16 protein-coding genes are annotated in these 17,689 nt (G+C 52.5%); 6 read left to right on the top strand and 10 right to left on the bottom strand.

What is annotated here, in order from left to right:
• Positions 1-86 precede the first annotated feature (86 nt).
• From gfcB to etk, 6 genes are read left to right on the top strand one after another with little or no spacing between them, the layout of a single operon-like run.
• On the top strand, positions 87-731 hold the full coding sequence (gene gfcB / locus HEN33_RS07640) for a lipoprotein GfcB (RefSeq protein ID WP_176263467.1): 645 nt from the start codon (positions 87-89) through the stop codon (positions 729-731).
• Entirely contained in the window at positions 728-1,474 is a 747-nt protein-coding gene (locus tag HEN33_RS07645; protein WP_001038057.1) for a capsule biosynthesis GfcC family protein, read from the top strand. The genes gfcB and HEN33_RS07645 overlap by 4 nt, the downstream gene beginning before the upstream one ends.
• Positions 1,474-3,570, top strand: coding sequence for a YjbH domain-containing protein (locus tag HEN33_RS07650; RefSeq protein ID WP_176263466.1), 2,097 nt, complete (start codon positions 1,474-1,476; stop codon positions 3,568-3,570). The genes HEN33_RS07645 and HEN33_RS07650 overlap by 1 nt, the downstream gene beginning before the upstream one ends.
• A gap of 45 nt (positions 3,571-3,615) precedes the next feature.
• Positions 3,616-4,755 (top strand): polysaccharide export protein, encoded by a 1,140-nt coding sequence (locus HEN33_RS07655; RefSeq protein ID WP_001295357.1) that lies wholly within the window; start codon positions 3,616-3,618, stop codon positions 4,753-4,755.
• Entirely contained in the window at positions 4,743-5,189 is a 447-nt protein-coding gene (etp, locus tag HEN33_RS07660; RefSeq protein WP_000057871.1) for a protein-tyrosine-phosphatase Etp, read from the top strand. The genes HEN33_RS07655 and etp overlap by 13 nt, the downstream gene beginning before the upstream one ends.
• A gap of 19 nt (positions 5,190-5,208) precedes the next feature.
• On the top strand, positions 5,209-7,389 hold the full coding sequence (gene etk, locus HEN33_RS07665; protein ID WP_000208674.1) for a tyrosine-protein kinase: 2,181 nt from the start codon (positions 5,209-5,211) through the stop codon (positions 7,387-7,389).
• Positions 7,390-7,509: 120 nt separating this feature from the next.
• Here the strand turns inward: etk and appA are convergent, their stop codons facing one another.
• The 10 genes from appA to hyaA all read right to left on the bottom strand — a co-directional run bounded on the left by appA (position 7,510) and on the right by hyaA (position 17,286).
• The gene (gene appA / locus HEN33_RS07670; RefSeq protein ID WP_032183970.1) at positions 7,510-8,808 is read right to left on the bottom strand and encodes a bifunctional acid phosphatase/4-phytase; all 1,299 of its coding nucleotides are present in this window, start codon (positions 8,806-8,808) and stop codon (positions 7,510-7,512) included.
• A gap of 79 nt (positions 8,809-8,887) precedes the next feature.
• Positions 8,888-8,980 (bottom strand): cytochrome bd-II oxidase subunit CbdX, encoded by a 93-nt coding sequence (cbdX, locus tag HEN33_RS07675; RefSeq protein ID WP_000270305.1) that lies wholly within the window; start codon positions 8,978-8,980, stop codon positions 8,888-8,890.
• A 12-nt stretch (positions 8,981-8,992) separates the two neighbouring features.
• The gene (gene appB, locus HEN33_RS07680) at positions 8,993-10,129 is read right to left on the bottom strand and encodes a cytochrome d ubiquinol oxidase subunit II (RefSeq protein ID WP_000460803.1); all 1,137 of its coding nucleotides are present in this window, start codon (positions 10,127-10,129) and stop codon (positions 8,993-8,995) included.
• 11 nt (positions 10,130-10,140) lie between these two features.
• A complete protein-coding gene (appC, locus tag HEN33_RS07685; protein WP_000263563.1) occupies positions 10,141-11,685 on the bottom strand; it encodes a cytochrome bd-II oxidase subunit 1 in 1,545 nt (514 codons plus the stop codon).
• A 133-nt stretch (positions 11,686-11,818) separates the two neighbouring features.
• Positions 11,819-12,676 (bottom strand): hydrogenase expression/formation protein, encoded by an 858-nt coding sequence (locus HEN33_RS07690; RefSeq protein WP_176263465.1) that lies wholly within the window; start codon positions 12,674-12,676, stop codon positions 11,819-11,821.
• On the bottom strand, positions 12,673-13,071 hold the full coding sequence (gene hyaE / locus HEN33_RS07695) for a hydrogenase-1 operon protein HyaE (protein ID WP_000063963.1): 399 nt from the start codon (positions 13,069-13,071) through the stop codon (positions 12,673-12,675). Before hyaE ends, HEN33_RS07690 begins: the two co-directional genes overlap by 4 nt.
• Positions 13,068-13,655, bottom strand: a complete 588-nt coding sequence (gene hyaD / locus HEN33_RS07700) for a hydrogenase 1 maturation protease (RefSeq protein WP_000003634.1) — start codon at positions 13,653-13,655, stop codon at positions 13,068-13,070. The genes hyaE and hyaD overlap by 4 nt, the downstream gene beginning before the upstream one ends.
• Positions 13,652-14,359, bottom strand: a complete 708-nt coding sequence (hyaC, locus tag HEN33_RS07705) for a Ni/Fe-hydrogenase b-type cytochrome subunit (RefSeq protein ID WP_001186429.1) — start codon at positions 14,357-14,359, stop codon at positions 13,652-13,654. The genes hyaD and hyaC overlap by 4 nt, the downstream gene beginning before the upstream one ends.
• 18 nt (positions 14,360-14,377) lie before the next feature.
• Positions 14,378-16,171 (bottom strand): Ni/Fe-hydrogenase large subunit, encoded by a 1,794-nt coding sequence (hyaB, locus tag HEN33_RS07710; protein WP_000107368.1) that lies wholly within the window; start codon positions 16,169-16,171, stop codon positions 14,378-14,380.
• Entirely contained in the window at positions 16,168-17,286 is a 1,119-nt protein-coding gene (gene hyaA / locus HEN33_RS07715) for a hydrogenase 1 small subunit (protein ID WP_176263464.1), read from the bottom strand. The genes hyaB and hyaA overlap by 4 nt, the downstream gene beginning before the upstream one ends.
• Between the last annotated feature and the right edge of the window lie 403 nt (positions 17,287-17,689).

Consider the following 17,689-nt stretch of genomic DNA (forward strand, 5'->3'; position numbering starts at 1 on the left):
ATTAAAGTTAAATGATACCCGGTTGCGATATTCGTACCGGGCTTTAGAGATTTGCATTTTTTTAATTAACCTTTCAAGGATTAAAGGTGCGCCCTCTTATTTTATCGATTTTCGCACTATTTCTTGCGGGATGTACGCACAGCCAGCAAAGTATGGTCGATACATTTCGCTCCAGCCTTTTCGATAATCAGGATATCACCGTAGCGGATCAGCAGATCCAGGCGTTGCCTTATTCCACGATGTATTTACGCCTTAATGAAGGGCAACGAATCTTTGTGGTACTGGGATATATAGAACAAGAACAAAGCAAATGGTTATCCCAGGATAACGCCATGCTGGTTACCTACAATGGACGTCTTTTAAAAACCGTCAAACTTAATAATAATCTGCTGGAAGTGACAAATTCCGGGCAGGACCCTCTGCGTAACGCGCTGGCAATAAAAGACGGCAGCCGCTGGACGCGCGATATTCTCTGGAGTGAAGACAATCATTTTCGCTCTGCGACCCTGAGTTCCACTTTTTCCTTTGCTGGATTAGAGACGCTGAATATTGCGGGTCGCGATGTGCTGTGTAATGTCTGGCAGGAAGAGGTGACTTCCACGCTGCCAGAAAAACAGTGGCAAAACACATTCTGGGTCGATTCGGCTACTGGCCAGGTTCGTCAAAGTCGGCAAATGTTAGGCGCAGGGGTTATTCCCGTAGAAATGACGTTTCTTAAACCCGCACCATGAATAAATTACAGTCGTATTTCATTGCCAGCGTACTTTACGTAATGACACCCCATGCCTTTGCGCAAGGAACGGTGACTATTTATCTGCCTGGCGAACAACAGCCCCTTTCCGTTGGCCCCGTGGAGAATGTTGTCCAGTTGGTGACACAACCGCAACTGCGCGATCGCCTCTGGTGGCCTGGAGTCTTGCTGACCGACTCCGCGGCGAAAGCTAAAGCGCTTAAAGACTACCAACATGTCATGGCACAGCTTGCTTCGTGGGAAGCAGAAGCTGACGACGATGTGGCGGCAACGATTAAATCCGTGCGCCAGCAGTTACTCAATCTCAATATCACTGGTCGCTTACCGGTCAAACTGGACCCTGATTTTGTACGAATGGATGAGAACAGCAATCCCCCGCTGGTCGGGGACTATACGCTCTATACCGTACAGCGCCCAGTGACTATTACTCTGCTGGGTGCGGTTTCTGGGGCTGGGCAATTGCCCTGGCAGGCAGGCCGTAGCGTTACCGATTATCTGCAAGATACCCCCCGTCTTGCAGGCGCGGACAAGAATAACGTTATGGTGATTACGCCTGAGGGTGAGACTGTCGTCGCCCCTGTTGCCCTGTGGAATAAAAGACATGTGGAACCACCGCCTGGCAGCCAGCTTTGGTTGGGCTTTTCTGCGCATGTACTGCCCGAAAAATATGCTGATTTAAATGACCAGATTGTGTCTGTTTTAACGCAACGTGTTCCTGACTGATGAAGAAGAACTCTTATCTTTTAAGCTGCCTGGCCATTGCCGTCTCCAGTGCCTGTCATGCTGAAGTATTAACCTACCCGGATCCGCTGGGGTCGTCGCAATCAGACTTTGGCGGCACAGGATTGTTGCAGATGCCAAATGCGCGCATCGCACCGGAAGGTGAATTCAGCGTCAACTACCGGGATAACGATCAATACCGTTTCTACTCCACGTCCGTGGCGCTGTTCCCATGGCTGGAAGGCACCATTCGTTATACGGATGTGCGCACACGCAAATATAGCCAGTGGGAAGATTTCAGCGGCGATCAGTCATACAAAGACAAATCTTTCGATTTTAAACTTCGCCTGTGGGAAGAAGGTTACTGGCTACCGCAAGTGGCGTTTGGTAAACGTGATATTGCTGGTACGGGTCTGTTTGACGGTGAATATCTGGTGGCCAGCAAGCAAGCGGGGCCATTTGATTTCACCCTCGGGATGGCGTGGGGCTACGCCGGTAATGCGGGCAATATTACCAACCCGTTTTGCCGGGTGAGCGATAAATATTGTCATCGTGCAGAGTCTCACGATGCGGGAGATATCAGCTTTAGCGATATCTTTCGTGGTCCGGCGTCCATCTTTGGCGGCATTGAGTATCAAACGCCGTGGAATCCTCTGCGTCTGAAACTCGAATACGACGGCAACAATTACCAGAATGATTTTGCGGGCAAATTGCCGCAGGCAAGTCATTTCAATTTCGGTGCTGTGTATCGTGCTGCCAGCTGGGCAGATCTTAACCTTAGCTACGAGCGCGGTAACACATTGATGTTTGGCTTCACATTACGGACCAATTTCAACGATCTGCGCCCTGCCCTGCGCGATACGCCAAAACCGGCATATCAACCTGCGCCGGAATCTGAAGGATTGCAGTACACCACAGTAGCGAACCAACTTACCGCGCTGAAGTACAACGCAGGTTTTGAAGCACCGGAAATTCAGCTGCGCGATAAGACGCTGTATATGTCTGGTCAACAATACAAATACCGTGATTCTCGCGAAGCGGTCGATCGTGCCAACCGGATTCTGGTGAATAACCTGCCGCAAGGCGTTGAGAAGATTAGCGTGACGCAAAAGCGCGAGCATATGACGATGGTGACTACCGAAACCGACGTAGCCAGCCTGCGCAAACAGCTGGCCGGTACAGCGCCAGGTCAATCAGAGCCACTGCAACAACAACGTGTTGAAGCTGAAGATCTTTCTGCCTTTGGTCGGGGCTACCGTATTCGTGAAGATCGCTTTAGCTACTCTTTCAACCCAACACTTTCACAGTCGCTGGGCGGCCCGGAAGATTTCTATATGTTCCAGTTGGGGCTGATGTCCAGCGCCCGCTACTGGTTTACCGATCACCTGCTGCTTGATGGCGGTATTTTCACCAATATTTACAACAACTACGACAAGTTTAAGTCTTCGCTGTTACCCGCGGACTCTACCCTCCCCCGCGTGCGCACGCATATCCGTGACTACGTTCGCAATGACGTTTATCTCAACAACTTGCAGGCGAACTATTTTGCCGACTTAGGCAATGGTTTCTATGGCCAGGTGTATGGCGGTTATCTGGAAACGATGTATGCCGGTGTCGGTTCCGAGCTGCTTTATCGCCCGCTAGATGCCAGCTGGGCGCTAGGTGTGGACGTTAACTACGTGAAGCAGCGTGACTGGGACAACATGATGCGTTTCACCGATTATTCCACGCCAACAGGTTTCGTGACGGCTTACTGGAATCCGCCGACGCTCAATGGCGTACTGATGAAACTTAGCGTTGGGCAATATCTGGCAAAAGATAAAGGCGCAACGATCGACGTCGCCAAACGCTTTGACAGCGGCGTGGCGGTAGGGGTATGGGCGGCAATCAGTAACGTATCTAAAGATGACTACGGCGAAGGCGGCTTTAGTAAAGGTTTTTATATCTCGATTCCGTTCGACTTGATGACCATTGGACCTAACCGCAACCGCGCGGTGGTTTCGTGGACACCATTGACGCGTGATGGTGGACAAATGCTGTCACGCAAATACCAGCTCTATCCAATGACGGCAGAGCGAGAAGTACCGGTTGGACAATAACCTGACGTAATTCATAACATTACAATGACTGATAAATATAAACCAATGAAAAAGAACATTTTTAAGTTTTCGGTACTGACATTGGCTGTTCTGTCTTTGACAGCATGTACCCTTGTTCCTGGTCAGAATTTATCGACCAGTAACAAGGATGTCATTGAACTACCTGACAATCAGTATGACCTGGACAAAATGGTCAATATCTATCCCGTCACGCCAGGATTGATTGATCAGCTGCGCGCCAAACCGATTATGTCGCAGGCTAACCCGGAGCTGGAGCAGCAAATCGCGAACTATGAGTATCGTATCGGCATTGGTGATGTGTTGATGGTGACGGTCTGGGATCACCCGGAACTAACCACACCCGCAGGGCAATATCGTAGCGCCAGTGATACTGGCAACTGGGTTAACGCTGATGGTGCAATTTTCTACCCTTATATTGGTCGCCTGAAAGTGGCCGGGAAAACGCTTACCCAAGTACGCAACGAGATTACAGCGCGTCTGGACTCAGTCATTGAAAGCCCGCAGGTCGATGTCAGCGTCGCGGCGTTCCGATCGCAAAAAGCGTACGTCACCGGCGAAGTCAGCAAATCGGGTCAGCAGCCGATTACCAATATTCCTCTGACCATCATGGATGCGATTAACGCCGCGGGCGGTCTGACCGCAGATGCAGACTGGCGCAACGTGGTGCTCACCCAGAATGGCGTAAAGACCAAAGTGAACCTCTATGCGCTGATGCAGCGTGGCGACTTGCGCCAGAACAAACTGCTGCACCCGGGCGATATTTTATTTATTCCGCGCAACGATGATCTGAAAGTCTTCGTGATGGGTGAAGTGGGTAAACAGAGCACGTTGAAAATGGACCGCAGCGGTATGACCCTGGCGGAAGCACTGGGTAACGCTGAGGGTATGAATCAGGATGTCGCTGATGCGACGGGGATTTTTGTTATTCGTGCAACGCAAAACAAGCAGAATGGCAAAATCGCCAATATTTATCAGCTGAATGCGAAGGACGCATCGGCAATGATACTCGGAACGGAATTCCAGCTTGAACCTTACGACATTGTTTATGTCACTACCGCGCCGCTGGCTCGTTGGAACCGTGTGATTTCTCTGCTGGTACCGACGATTTCCGGGGTGCATGACCTGACAGAGACTTCACGGTGGATTCAAACATGGCCCAACTAAAATTTAACTCAATCCTGGTGGTTTGTACCGGCAACATTTGCCGTTCGCCCATTGGCGAGCGCTTGCTGCGTAAACGTCTGCCAGGCGTAAAAGTCAAATCGGCAGGTGTTCATGGTCTGGTAAAGCACCCTGCAGATGCAACAGCGGCAGATGTTGCCGCTAATCATGGCGTATCTCTTGAAGGACATGCCGGACGTAAGCTTACTGCTGAGATGGCACGAAATTACGATCTGATTCTTGCAATGGAGTCGGAACATATTGCTCAGGTTACCGCAATCGCTCCCGAGGTCCGCGGGAAGACAATGCTGTTTGGGCAATGGCTGGAACAGAAAGAGATCCCGGATCCCTATCGTAAAAGTCAGGACGCATTTGAACATGTCTACGGTATGTTGGAGCGCGCCAGTCAGGAATGGGCGAAGCGCCTCAGCCGGTAATTTGAGTTTATAAAATACGATGACAACTAAAAATATGAATACGCCACCAGGCAGCACTCAGGAAAATGAGATCGATCTGCTTCGTCTGGTCGGCGAGTTATGGGATCACCGTAAGTTTATTATCAGCGTAACCGCGTTGTTCACGCTGATCGCTGTCGCTTACTCGCTGTTAAGCACGCCAATTTATCAGGCAGATACTCTGGTCCAGGTTGAGCAGAAACAGGGCAACGCCATTCTCAGCGGCCTGAGCGATATGATCCCTAACTCATCGCCCGAGTCAGCACCGGAGATCCAACTGCTGCAATCGCGCATGATTCTCGGTAAAACCATTGCTGAACTGAATCTGCGCGACATGGTTGAGCAGAAGTATTTTCCGATTGTGGGTCGCGGCTGGGCGAGATTAACCAAAGAGAAACCAGGTGAGCTGGCGATCAGCTGGATGCATATTCCACAACTGAATGGTCAGGATCAGCAACTTACACTCACAGTTGGGGAAAACGGCCACTATACGCTGGAAGGTGAAGGGTTCACCGTCAATGGTATGGTCGGCCAGCGTCTGGAAAAAGACGGCGTTGCGCTGACTATCGCGGACATTAAGGCCAAACCAGGAACGCAGTTTGTCCTGAGCCAGCGTACCGAACTGGAAGCGATTAACGCGTTGCAGGAAACCTTTACCGTTAGCGAACGCAGTAAAGAAAGCGGGATGCTGGAACTTACCATGACCGGTGATGATCCCCAGTTGATTACTCGTATTCTGAACAGCATCGCTAACAACTATTTGCAACAGAATATCGCTCGCCAGGCGGCGCAGGATTCACAAAGCCTTGAATTCTTACAGCGCCAGTTGCCAGAAGTGCGCAGCGAGCTGGACCAGGCGGAAGAAAAACTCAACGTTTATCGCCAGCAGCGCGATTCGGTTGACCTTAACCTGGAAGCCAAAGCCGTTCTTGAGCAGATTGTTAACGTTGATAATCAACTCAATGAGCTGACCTTCCGCGAGGCCGAGATCTCCCAGCTGTATAAGAAAGATCACCCAACTTATCGTGCGCTGCTGGAAAAACGCCAGACGCTGGAGCAAGAACGCAAACGCCTGAATAAGCGGGTATCGGCAATGCCTTCCACTCAACAGGAAGTATTGCGTTTAAGCCGTGACGTAGAAGCGGGCCGTGCGGTATATCTGCAATTACTTAACCGCCAGCAGGAGTTGAGTATTTCGAAATCCAGTGCGATTGGTAACGTGCGGATTATCGACCCGGCAGTCACTCAGCCGCAGCCAGTGAAACCGAAAAAAGCGTTGAATGTGGTGCTTGGTTTTATTCTTGGCCTGTTTATTTCGGTGGGTGCCGTGCTGGCGCGTGCGATGTTGCGTCGTGGTGTAGAAGCACCGGAACAACTGGAAGAGCACGGCATCAGCGTTTATGCCACTATCCCGATGTCCGAGTGGCTGGATAAGCGTACCCGTCTGCGTAAGAAAAATTTATTTTCTAATCAGCAGCGCCATCGTACTAAAAATATCCCCTTCCTGGCGGTGGATAACCCGGCGGATTCTGCTGTGGAAGCCGTACGTGCGCTACGAACCAGTCTGCACTTCGCTATGATGGAGACAGAGAATAACATTCTGATGATCACCGGTGCGACGCCAGACAGTGGTAAAACGTTCGTCAGTTCAACTCTGGCGGCGGTGATCGCCCAGTCCGATCAAAAAGTGTTATTTATTGATGCCGACTTACGTCGTGGTTATTCGCATAACCTGTTTACCGTGAGTAATGAACATGGCTTGTCGGAATATCTGGCAGGGAAAGATGAGCTCAACAAAGTGATCCAGCATTTTGGCAAAGGAGGCTTTGATGTGATTACTCGCGGTCAGGTGCCACCTAACCCGTCTGAACTGCTGATGCGCGATCGGATGCGTCAATTACTGGAATGGGCGAACGACCATTACGATCTGGTGATTGTCGATACGCCGCCGATGCTGGCGGTGAGCGATGCTGCGGTCGTGGGGCGCTCTGTCGGCACCAGCCTGCTGGTTGCGCGTTTTGGCTTGAACACCGCCAAAGAGGTGAGCTTGTCAATGCAGCGTCTGGAACAGGCTGGCGTTAATATTAAAGGCGCAATCCTCAATGGTGTGATTAAACGCGCCAGCACCGCTTACAGTTATGGCTATAACTATTACGGTTATAGTTACTCCGAGAAAGAGTAAAACTGAAGGTAAGGTGGCCGGATGCGGCGTGAACGCCTTTTCCGGCCTACGCATCAGACAGTTCTTCGTTTGTCATCAGCTTCAGAGCATTCAGGTAACTGAATGCTCTTTTTTTATGCATTACAAACTGCACGCCGGTATGCGTGCTTCATTCACGATTTGCGTAAAACCGGCCAACGAACACATGCCCTGCACGTTTCGCTCTTCACATCCTGCCAGGGTCAGTTTCACCTCTCCGGGCGGCGTATTTAATGATAGCGGCGTTTTATCACGCATCTGCTGTAAAGTCTGGAAGACCAGCGAAACCTGAATCCAATGGCTGTTATCACTTAGCCTACGCCAGCGTTCAAACACCAGTTCACCCCCTGGCGGTGTGTTATCCGGCTGACCGGGAAGCGTCCAGTTGAGCTCCAGTGCGCCGCCGAGATTTGCCAGATTAGTATCGTGTCCGGCGATAAACAGCACTGAAGTGGGTAATGTCACACCATACACCTGTTTTTGCGGTGGATGGGGCATCAACGCTGTCATGATCAAATCCAACAACGGGGTGGCACGACTGCGGGCAACCTCTGGCGTGCGTTGTAGCAAATAAAACTGCGCGTTATGCAGGCTTAGCAAGGTGTTCCACTGGTGTGAATCGGTGATCCTTCCCCACCCCGGCTCCGGCATTCCCTGTGCTTGTTGCAGGAGAAATATCTCCGTCAGCATTGACGCCAGGCTTACCGCACCGGTTAATGAGACATTGTCGGCGCTCACCTTGAGTTCCGATGGCAATACCTGCGTTAATGAACAGCTTTCGTCCTGTTTCTCACGGTTAAGGCACAAGTTTGATTGTGGGAAATTAAGCACCTGTTCCAGTTCGCGAAACGCCGTTTGCCGATGCCCGGTAAAGTCAGCAATTGACCCTCCTGCCCTGCTGAGGATCGCGTCAGTCACGTTCGCGTTATCCAGTTGGCAAATGCCAGTTTTTAGAGGATTAAATAACGGATCGGGACTGGACGTATCTGCCTGGGTATGTACGGTTATTGCACAGTCAGGTGCCAGCCCGGCGGCGAAGGCTTCGCCTGTTTTACGGGTACGCTCGTCGACATCAGCAATAATCGCGACCTGACCAGGCTGCGGGCAGCCCTTTTTCGCCAGCAATCCGTCAGCCACCAGACGCTGGCGTTGGTAATGTCCGAGATAAGCGATTAGCTCACCACCGCGCGGTGTCAGCCACCCCAGTTTTACCGGCCATGTTGGCCATGCGTCTGGGGTGACATCCTGCATCAGTTGCGTGGCCTTGGTTGGGGCACGCACACCATGACGACTGACAATCACCACACTTTCCAGCTTCAGCTCCGGCTCACTCTGAGCGAATGCAGATTGCGGGGTGAACGGAATCAGAAGAGATAAGAATGGGATTAAGATCGCTTTCATCGATATGTTTCCGCTTTTCATATCCGACATTATTGATTGCCTGATGCGACGCTAATGCGCCTCATCAGGCTTACGTTCGTTAACTTTTCAGACGCGGGTCCAGCCATACCAACACAAGGGTGGAGAGCGAACACATCAACAAAATGCCGACGAACCAAAGTAAATACCACATTGTTCCTGCTCCTTAGTACAACTCGTTTTCGTTACGGCGGAGAGTTTCTGTTGTCATGCGCCCCCACATTTTGTAGTAGCTCCAGAGAGTGTAGAGCAACACAATGGGCAAAAATATCAGCACGATTACCAACATAATGCTCAGCGTCAACTGGCTGGAAGTGCTGTCCCACAACGTCAGGCTGGAGATCGGACTTACGCTCGAAGGCATGACAAAAGGGAACAGCGTGATGCCTGCCGTGAAAATTACGCCAAATTGCATCAATGACGCCATCAAAAATCCCCATCCCGGGCGACCACGATAAATCGCCATCACCGTCAGCAATGGACAGAAGAACCCCAGCAGCGGGAAGATCCACAAAACAGGCGATTCGACGAAATTATTCATCCAGGCTCCAGGTAGCACTGCCACCAGTTTCATTAACGGATTGGAAGGACCGTTAGCATCCTGGGCGAGCAGTACAAAGCCATCAATACCGACCCACAGCCAGTAACCCGCCAGCAAAAAGCACAGCATCACCAGCAGTGCGGCGCGTTTGGTCGCCAGCTGTGAACGCAGATGAATCACACCAACAGTTTTTAGTTGTAACCAGACGCCACCTTGCAAAATCACCATCCCAAGGCTGAGCAATCCGCACAATAAAGGGAATGGCGTCAGCAGTTGCCAAAAACTGCCGAGATATTCCACGCGTAATTGCGGTGTGAAGGCAAACGGCACGCCGAGCAGCAAGTTGCCGAAGGCAATACCGAAGACTACCGGCGGCACCAGACTGCCGATGACCAGTCCGGCATCCCACATTTTACGCCAGCGTGCATCGGCGATTTTTCCGCGATAATCAAAGGCCAGCGGGCGGAAGAACAGCGAGCACAGCACCAGAATCATCGCCACATAAAAGCCGGAAAACGCCGCTGCATACACTCTGGGCCAGGCGGCAAATAATGCCCCACCTGCGAGGATTAACCAGACCTGATTGCCTTCCCAGTGCGCGCCAACGCTGTTTATCACTATCCGGCGTTCATCATCATTACGCGCCACCAGCGGCAGCAGACAGCCGATCCCCATGTCAAATCCATCGGAGATCATAAAGACCACCAGGATCACGCCAATCAGCAGCCACCAGATGAAGCGCAATGTTTCATAATCAAACATGATTTTCTCCTTTACCCCTGTTGCTGCGTCGGTTGTTCACTCTGCATCGCGCTCGGCCCCAGACGGGCATATTTCTGCATCAGGTAGACTTCGGCGATTAAGAACAGGGTGTAAAGCCCTACGATCATGATCAGTGAGAAAGCCAGTTGTCCTGTGGTTAAAGCGGAGTGCGCGGAGTATGTCGGTAAGATGTCCTGTATCGCCCACGGCTGACGACCAAACTCGGTCATAAACCACCCGGCTTCAATCGCAATCCACGGCAGCGGCAAACTCCAGAGCGCCATTTTCAGTACCCAGCGATGCTGGTCGATTTTGCCACGCAGCGTCTGGACAAGCGCAATCAGCATCACCAGTAGCAGCAGAGAACCACAGCCCACCATGATGCGGAAACTCCAGAATACCGGCGCAACCTGAGGTATCGCGCCACGCATCGCCGCCTGGTACTGTGCAGCTGTGACATGGTTCATATCCGGCGCATAGCGGGAGAGCAACATGCCGTAACCAAGGTCGCCTTCCAGCTCCCGGAATGCCTGCAACACATGCGGCTCACGATTGCCTTGCGATATTTCCTGCATTAACAGCCAGGCCATACGTCCGCGTTGCAAGCGTGGGTAGGTTTCAGCCATCAAATTCTTCAGACCCGGCACGGGTTTATCTAATGAGTGAGTGGCGAGGATCCCTAGCAGCGCAGGAATTTTGATGGCAAAGGCGTTACGCTCTTGATCCTGTTCCGGCCAGGCAACTACATGGAACGGTGCAGGTGCAGGTTCCGTTTGCCACTCCCCTTCCATTGCCGCCAGTTTTACCGGTTGTACTTGCGCGACTTCATACGCAGAACTGTCTCCGAGTTGCAGCGTACCGATAATCGCCAGAGTACCGAAGACGGAACCGATGGCAAACGAGCGTAATGCAACATCGCGCTCCCGTCCGCGCAGTAAATACCAGGCGCTGATCGCCATAATAAACATGGCCCCGGTCACGTAGCCCGCCATTACGGTGTGCACAAATTTCACCTGGCTGACCGGGTTAAAGACCAGCTCGCTGAAGCTGGTCATTTCCATACGAAGGGTGTCGATATCAAAATGCGCACCGGTCGGGTATTGCATCCAACCGTTGGCATTCAATATCCACAACGCAGAGAGATTTGAACCGAACGCCACCAGCCACGTCACCAGCAGGTGCTGGTATTTATTCAGCCGTTGCCAGCCGAAGAAGAACAGCCCGACAAAGGTGGATTCGAGGAAGAAGGCCATTAATGCTTCCATCGCCAGCGGTGCGCCAAAAATATCGCCCACATAGTTGGAATAGAATGACCAGTTAGTACCAAACTGAAACTCCATGGTCAGGCCGGTAGCCACGCCAAGAGCAAAGTTGATACCGAAGAGCTTACCCCAGAAGCGCGTCATATCGCGGTAGATTGTTTTGCCGGTGACCACGTAAATGGTTTCCATGATAGCCAGCAAAAAAATCAGCCCCAGGGTAAGGGGTACAAATAAAAAGTGATACAGCGCGGTCAGAGCAAACTGCCAGCGCGATAAATCAATGACATCCCACATGCGCACTCCTGTAGGCGAAGAGAGAAAAATAACCCGTTAATGGTAGATCTCCCTCTTTATCCTGAAACTCTACGACCAGAGGTATTCGCCGATTGCGATATTCATAAGCCTGAAAGCGATACTTACCGTCTTTTTACGTCGATGCACCTTCCGCCAGCCACTGACATACCTCACTAAGCCGCTGCGCAGAGTCGACCAAATCTTCTGGCGCTGCCAGCACCACTTCCGGTATTGGGCAGATTTCATAACTCTCAAGTAACGGGCCTTTTAAGGTGTCCGTACAGCGTAAATGCCAGACATGCCGCAGGCCGGTCGCGTTGATATAGCTCTCGCCGTAGCCAATGGTGCGAATCTGAATATTTCCCAGCCCACAGAGACGTGAGAGAAAAAGCCGATCAGCCTCGCTGATAGGTAATTGCGTCAGATTAATGCTGTGCGGCTGCGCGTCAGGATTACGTACATGTGCCAGTAATTCATGCGCCAACGGTAGGCCATTCATCAGGCCATCAATGGGCGGCGGTAACAGCGAATCTGTCGGCAAGACGTTTTGCGTTGCCGCCTGCCACAATGCCATCGGCGCGCAGCCAGCCTCCAGTTTGTCCTCCAGCAACTGTTCGCCGCAACGTCTGCGCACCCGCCATAATCCGCAGAAGATCGCCTCCTGTATTTCACTTTCACTGTCGTCAGCCTGCTGAATGCGCACTGACACTTCCCCTTCCCCGAGAAGCGTATTGATAAAGTGACGATCGTCGGCGTTGAGATTTAACAGATCGACTGCCAGCACCTCGCCCAGCGGCGGCTGGCGCTCGCTTAGTTGATGTTGTAACTCGTTTAATAGCGCAATCACCTGCGGGCTGTGAGCACATTGCTCCAGGGCCGCCATACTCGGTTCATCATTCACCTGACAGGTGATCGGCAGTGGATTCATGCTGAAACTGTCATCGTTCGGTTGCGTTCCTGGCCCCAGCAGATGGAAAAAAGTTTCGCTCATGAGGCACGCTCCTGTTGCGGTTCGACAAGCCCGCGCATCAGGTTTATCAGTTCCGCCCACGGGTGAATACCATTCAGCACGCCGCGATAGCTACCACCGGTAAAAACCAGTGTGGCGGGAAAACGAAATACGCCAAAACGATCACCGATGGCTTCGCTTTGCTCAAGGTCGGCAATCGCTACCTGCCATGTATAATCAGGAAACTCGCGCAGTAATTCGCCAATCATTACCGGATTATCGCTGACCTCTGGCGTGCGTTTCGGGTCACTGCTTAATAACACCACACCGTCTGGCGCTTGCGTAAGCCAGTCGTCAAGACGGGATTCACTGATCGGCGTCCAGCCGCGCGCCAGCATACGTTGCCACAACGCATCAAATGGCGTGTCGTTGCTCATTCCTGCTCCTCCAGCGTCATCCGGTACTGGCGCAAGCGAACGCCTTCGTAGTTTTCCATCGACAGACAGTCATAATTGAGACAGCGCGATTCATTAGCCGGTTGCGGCTCAATTCCCCACGCAGCCAGTTGCGCCAGCGCCCCCTGTTCCGCGGCGGGCAGTTGCTCCCGAGCCAGTTCGCTCAGGCTACCGCCGTAGTCGTCGAGCATCGCGGGTTGCAGGCCGACGAGGGCAATATGTGCTGGCAGATTTCCGCGGATATCTGCCAGCGCCAGTACTTCGGAGAAACTGTTCTGGTGCAGGCTCATTTTCTTCGCGCTGAGATAGGCCGGAATGCGTTCTCCGGCATACGTTCGTAGCGTTCCGGGTTCCAGCCCGTAATCAATGGCGTCGAGAATCAGCAAGTGGCTGGCGCTTTCGACATACCCCAGCAAGTTCAGTCCCTGAGTGCCGCCATCAACAATCTCGACTTCATCGGGCCAGTGGTAATGGGCATACAACCGTTCCGCCACCCGCACGCCGAAGCCTTCATCGGCCCACAGCAGATTGCCCAGCCCCATTACCACCACGCGTTGCTCGCTCATGAACGCTCCTTGTTACTTATTTTGCCAAATTTGTGGCTACGGTAGCCGTTGACCATGGTGGAGATCACTGTGTCGTCGGACATGATGTCTTCACGCAGCGCCATGTAGACATGACCGATCACAAACGCGCCAATCAGCCACATCCCCAGCCGATGCCAGCTGTGAATGTCCATTGAGTTGCCGCCCGTCCAGTAGAAAAATTCCACCACATAACGGAACGGCGCAAAAATAGCGTACTGACTATGTTCGCTGTACAGCGCAAAGCCGGTGACGATCATAAATACCGACATCAGGAAATAGCCGAACATCGCCGCCTGGGCGATGGGGTTATGACCTATATCGGCACTCGGACGTTTTGCCAGAAACAGATACCAGCGGATTTCATACCACACGCCCTGCCACCAGCTTTTACGCCATACCGGCACGATAAACAGCTCGCGTGAGTAGCGATTGCCGACAAAAGCCCAGTAGATCCGCATCAGCAAGACCACGGTAAAAACCATCCCGGCGCTGAAGTGAATTAACCTGATGTAGCCCATATAAAACAGATACGTCGCCTCACCGCTGACCGAAGGCAGCGGCTTGCCGATAAAGTAACCGGTGACCATCAACACCGCCATGCATAACACCGTCAGCCAGTGCCAGATCCGCACGGGCGCTTCAAAGACATAGTGACTGACAACGTTGTCGCTTTTCTGTTGCATGATGATTCTCCTTCGCTGTTAACGCACCTGGACGGAGATCAGCTCGCTACCGTCGTCACCCAGCACATGAGTTGAACAGGCGAGGCACGGGTCAAAGCTGTGCAGAGTACGAAGGATCTCCAGCGGTTGCTCGGGGATCGCCATTTTGGTGTTCATCAGCGCCGCTTCATAAGCGCCAATCTGCCCTTTGGGATCGCGCGGGCTGGCGTTCCAGGTGGTCGGTACCACGCACTGGTAGAGATCTATCTTGCCATCGCGAATGGCAGCCCAGTGGCCTAACGCCCCGCGCGGCGCTTCGGTAAAACCGACACCACGGCACTCTGTCGGCCAGGTTGCAGGTTCCCATTTTTCAGTGGAGGCGGTGGCAAGATTGCCGTTTTTCAGGTTGGTCATCAGCTTGTCGAAGAAATACTGCAACTTACCTGCGGCCCACTGCGCTTCGTGCGCGCGGCACAAAATGCGGCCCAACGTTGACTGAATGCCGGAAAGCGGCAGGTTCAACGCCGACATCATGCGATCGACCGACTCAACGGTCGCAGCATCGCCTTTGTGATAAGCGATCAATGTGCGTGCCAGCGGCCCCACTTCCATCGCGTTACCGCGCCAGCGTGGCGCTTTGATCCACGAGTAGCGTTCCTGTTCATTCAGCTGCTGAATGTTGGTATCGCTGCCTTTGACATCGCCGGGGTTGTACCACGGGTCGGTAATACCATCGAACGGATGACGCCCGACCTGATCGTTGGGATAACGATACCAGGCGTGATCGACAAACTCCTGCACCTGCTGCGGATCAACCAAATCCACTGGCAGCACATTTTTGAAGTCGCCGTTGATCACCGCGCCGCCAGGCATTAGCAGACTTTTCTCGCCAAAGTCGTTGGCAATATCCGGGAACGCCCCGTAACTGAGGACACATTTATCAGAAAGACCAGTGCCGATTTCGCTCCACGGTTTGTTGAATTGACCGATGGCTAAAGCGTCGGGGATCATCACGTTATTAATGAAATCCGCCGTGCGGGTAATGATCGACTGCACCAGATTCAGGCGCTCCATATTGACCGCCCCGACCGCGCCACTTTCGTCAATGTTGATAGCGCACGGCATCCCGCCAACAATCCAGTTTGGATGTGGGTTTTTACCACCAAAGACCGCGTGGATTTTGACAATTTCACGCTGGAAATCGAGAGCTTCAAGATAGTGAGCAAAGCCCATCAAGTTGGCTTCTGGCGGCAGTTTGTACTGCGGGTGCCCCCAGTAACCGTTACGGAAGATCCCCAACTGGCCGCCTTCAACGAATTTCTTCAGGCGGTTTTGTACGTCGAAGAAATAGCCAGGTGATGATTTCGGCCATGAGGAGAGACTTTGCGCCAGTTCGGAGGTTTTCCGCGGATCGGCTTTCAGCGCATCTAACACATCGATCCAGTCCATCCCGGCAAGCTGATAAAAGTGCACCAGATGATCGTGGCACCAGAGCGTCGCCAGCATAATGTTGCGGATGATATTAGCGTTGTCCGGCACTTTAATGCCGATAGCATCTTCGATGGCATAGACCGAAGCCAGAGCGTGTACGCCGGTACAGACGCCGCAGATACGTTCCACGAACGCCCACGCATCGCGCGGGTCGCGCCCTTGCAGAATGATCTCCAGCCCGCGAAACATGGTGCCGCAGGAGACGGCATTGGTGATCACATTCTGATCGTTAATATTCACTTCACAGCGCATGTGGCCTTCAATGCGCGTAATCGGGTCGACCACCAGGCGGCGTCCGGCATTGTTGATGGTGTATCCTTGAGTTTCGTACTGAGTGCTCATGCCTGTTTATCCTCATTGCCTGGCTGATGTTCGGTTTCTGTAGGTTGCTGGTTATGGCGTCTGCGCTGATCAACGGCGCTGGCGACTGCGTGCACACCAACAGCCGCTGCCACCACGCCAAGTGCGGTTAAACCGACGGTATCGGCGGTGGAATGAGTTCCCATTTGCGGAATATCGACCACGCGACTGTAGAACGAACCGCGATCCCAGAAACCATTTTCCGCACAGCCCAGGCAGCCGTGACCAGACTGGATTGGGAAAGAAACGCCATCATTCCAGCGTGTGGAGGAACAGGCGTTATAGGTGGTAGGCCCTTTGCAGCCCATTTTGTACAGGCAGTAACCTTTGCGGGCAGCGTCATCATCCCAACTCTGGACGAACTCTCCGGCGTCGAAGTGAGCGCGGCGATAACATTTATCGTGAATACGCTGACCATAGAACATCAGTGGACGGCCCATTCTGTCGACATCCGGCAGACGATCAAACGTCACCATGTAAGTAATGATGGCGCTCATCACATCCGGGATCGGCGGGCAGCCAGGTACTTTGATAATGGGTTTGTCGGTGATGACTTTGTCGATAGGCGTTGCCTGCGTCGGATTGGGCCGCGCGGCCTGCACGCAGCCCCAGGACGCGCAGGTTCCCCAGGCGATAATCGCACTGGCTCCGGCAGCGGCACGTTTGAGTTTCTCAATAAACGGTCGACCGCTGCTGATACAGAACATCCCCTGCTCGCCCAGCGGCGGATTACCTTCTACTGCGAGGATATATTTGCCATTATATTGCGTGATGATGTCTTCAAAGACTTCTTCTGCCTGGGTTCCGGCTGCAGCCATCAGGGTATCGTCGTAATCGAGAGAAATCAGGGAAAGGATGACGTCCTTCGCCAGTGGGTGAGCGGAGCGGATAAAAGATTCGGTACAGCAGGTACATTCCAGACCGTGGATCCATACCACCGGAATGCGCGGTTTGTTCTCCAGCGCCCAGGCAATCTTTGGTGCCATCCCCGCGCCTAATCCCAGCGACGTGGCAGCCATACTGCAATATTTGAGAAAGCTGCGTCGGGTAACGCCCTGACGCCGCATGGCCTGGTAAAATGTTTCCTCGTTATTCATATCGCACGTCTCTTCTCCTTGCGACACCGGCAGGACACCGGGCGCTTATGGTCGGCAAGCGACGTCCCTGTAGCAAGGCAAACCATCGCTTCACGTGAGATGCTGAAAACGAAAGCTCATCCTTCTGCACTGGCGCACGTCGCCAGATAGTATTGTTAATAAAGCGTAGTGAAACTTTTGCACAAAACAATACAAACCATATGGTTTTATCTTTTAGCGATAAAAATGGACCTATTTTTCTTTTGCAGGGCATTGGGGACGTTTAGCCAGTTGCTAAACGAGTAAAAGAGAAGGAATTCATGGTGATGAAATGATCAATCTGCTGTTATTTCACGCTATCAATGCACTTTTGGCTGTTTTTCAGGCAAACAAACAAATTAGGGGTTTACACGCCGCATCGGGA

Source organism: Escherichia sp. 94.0001 (assembly GCF_013369155.2).
Lineage (GTDB): Bacteria > Pseudomonadota > Gammaproteobacteria > Enterobacterales > Enterobacteriaceae > Escherichia > Escherichia coli_F.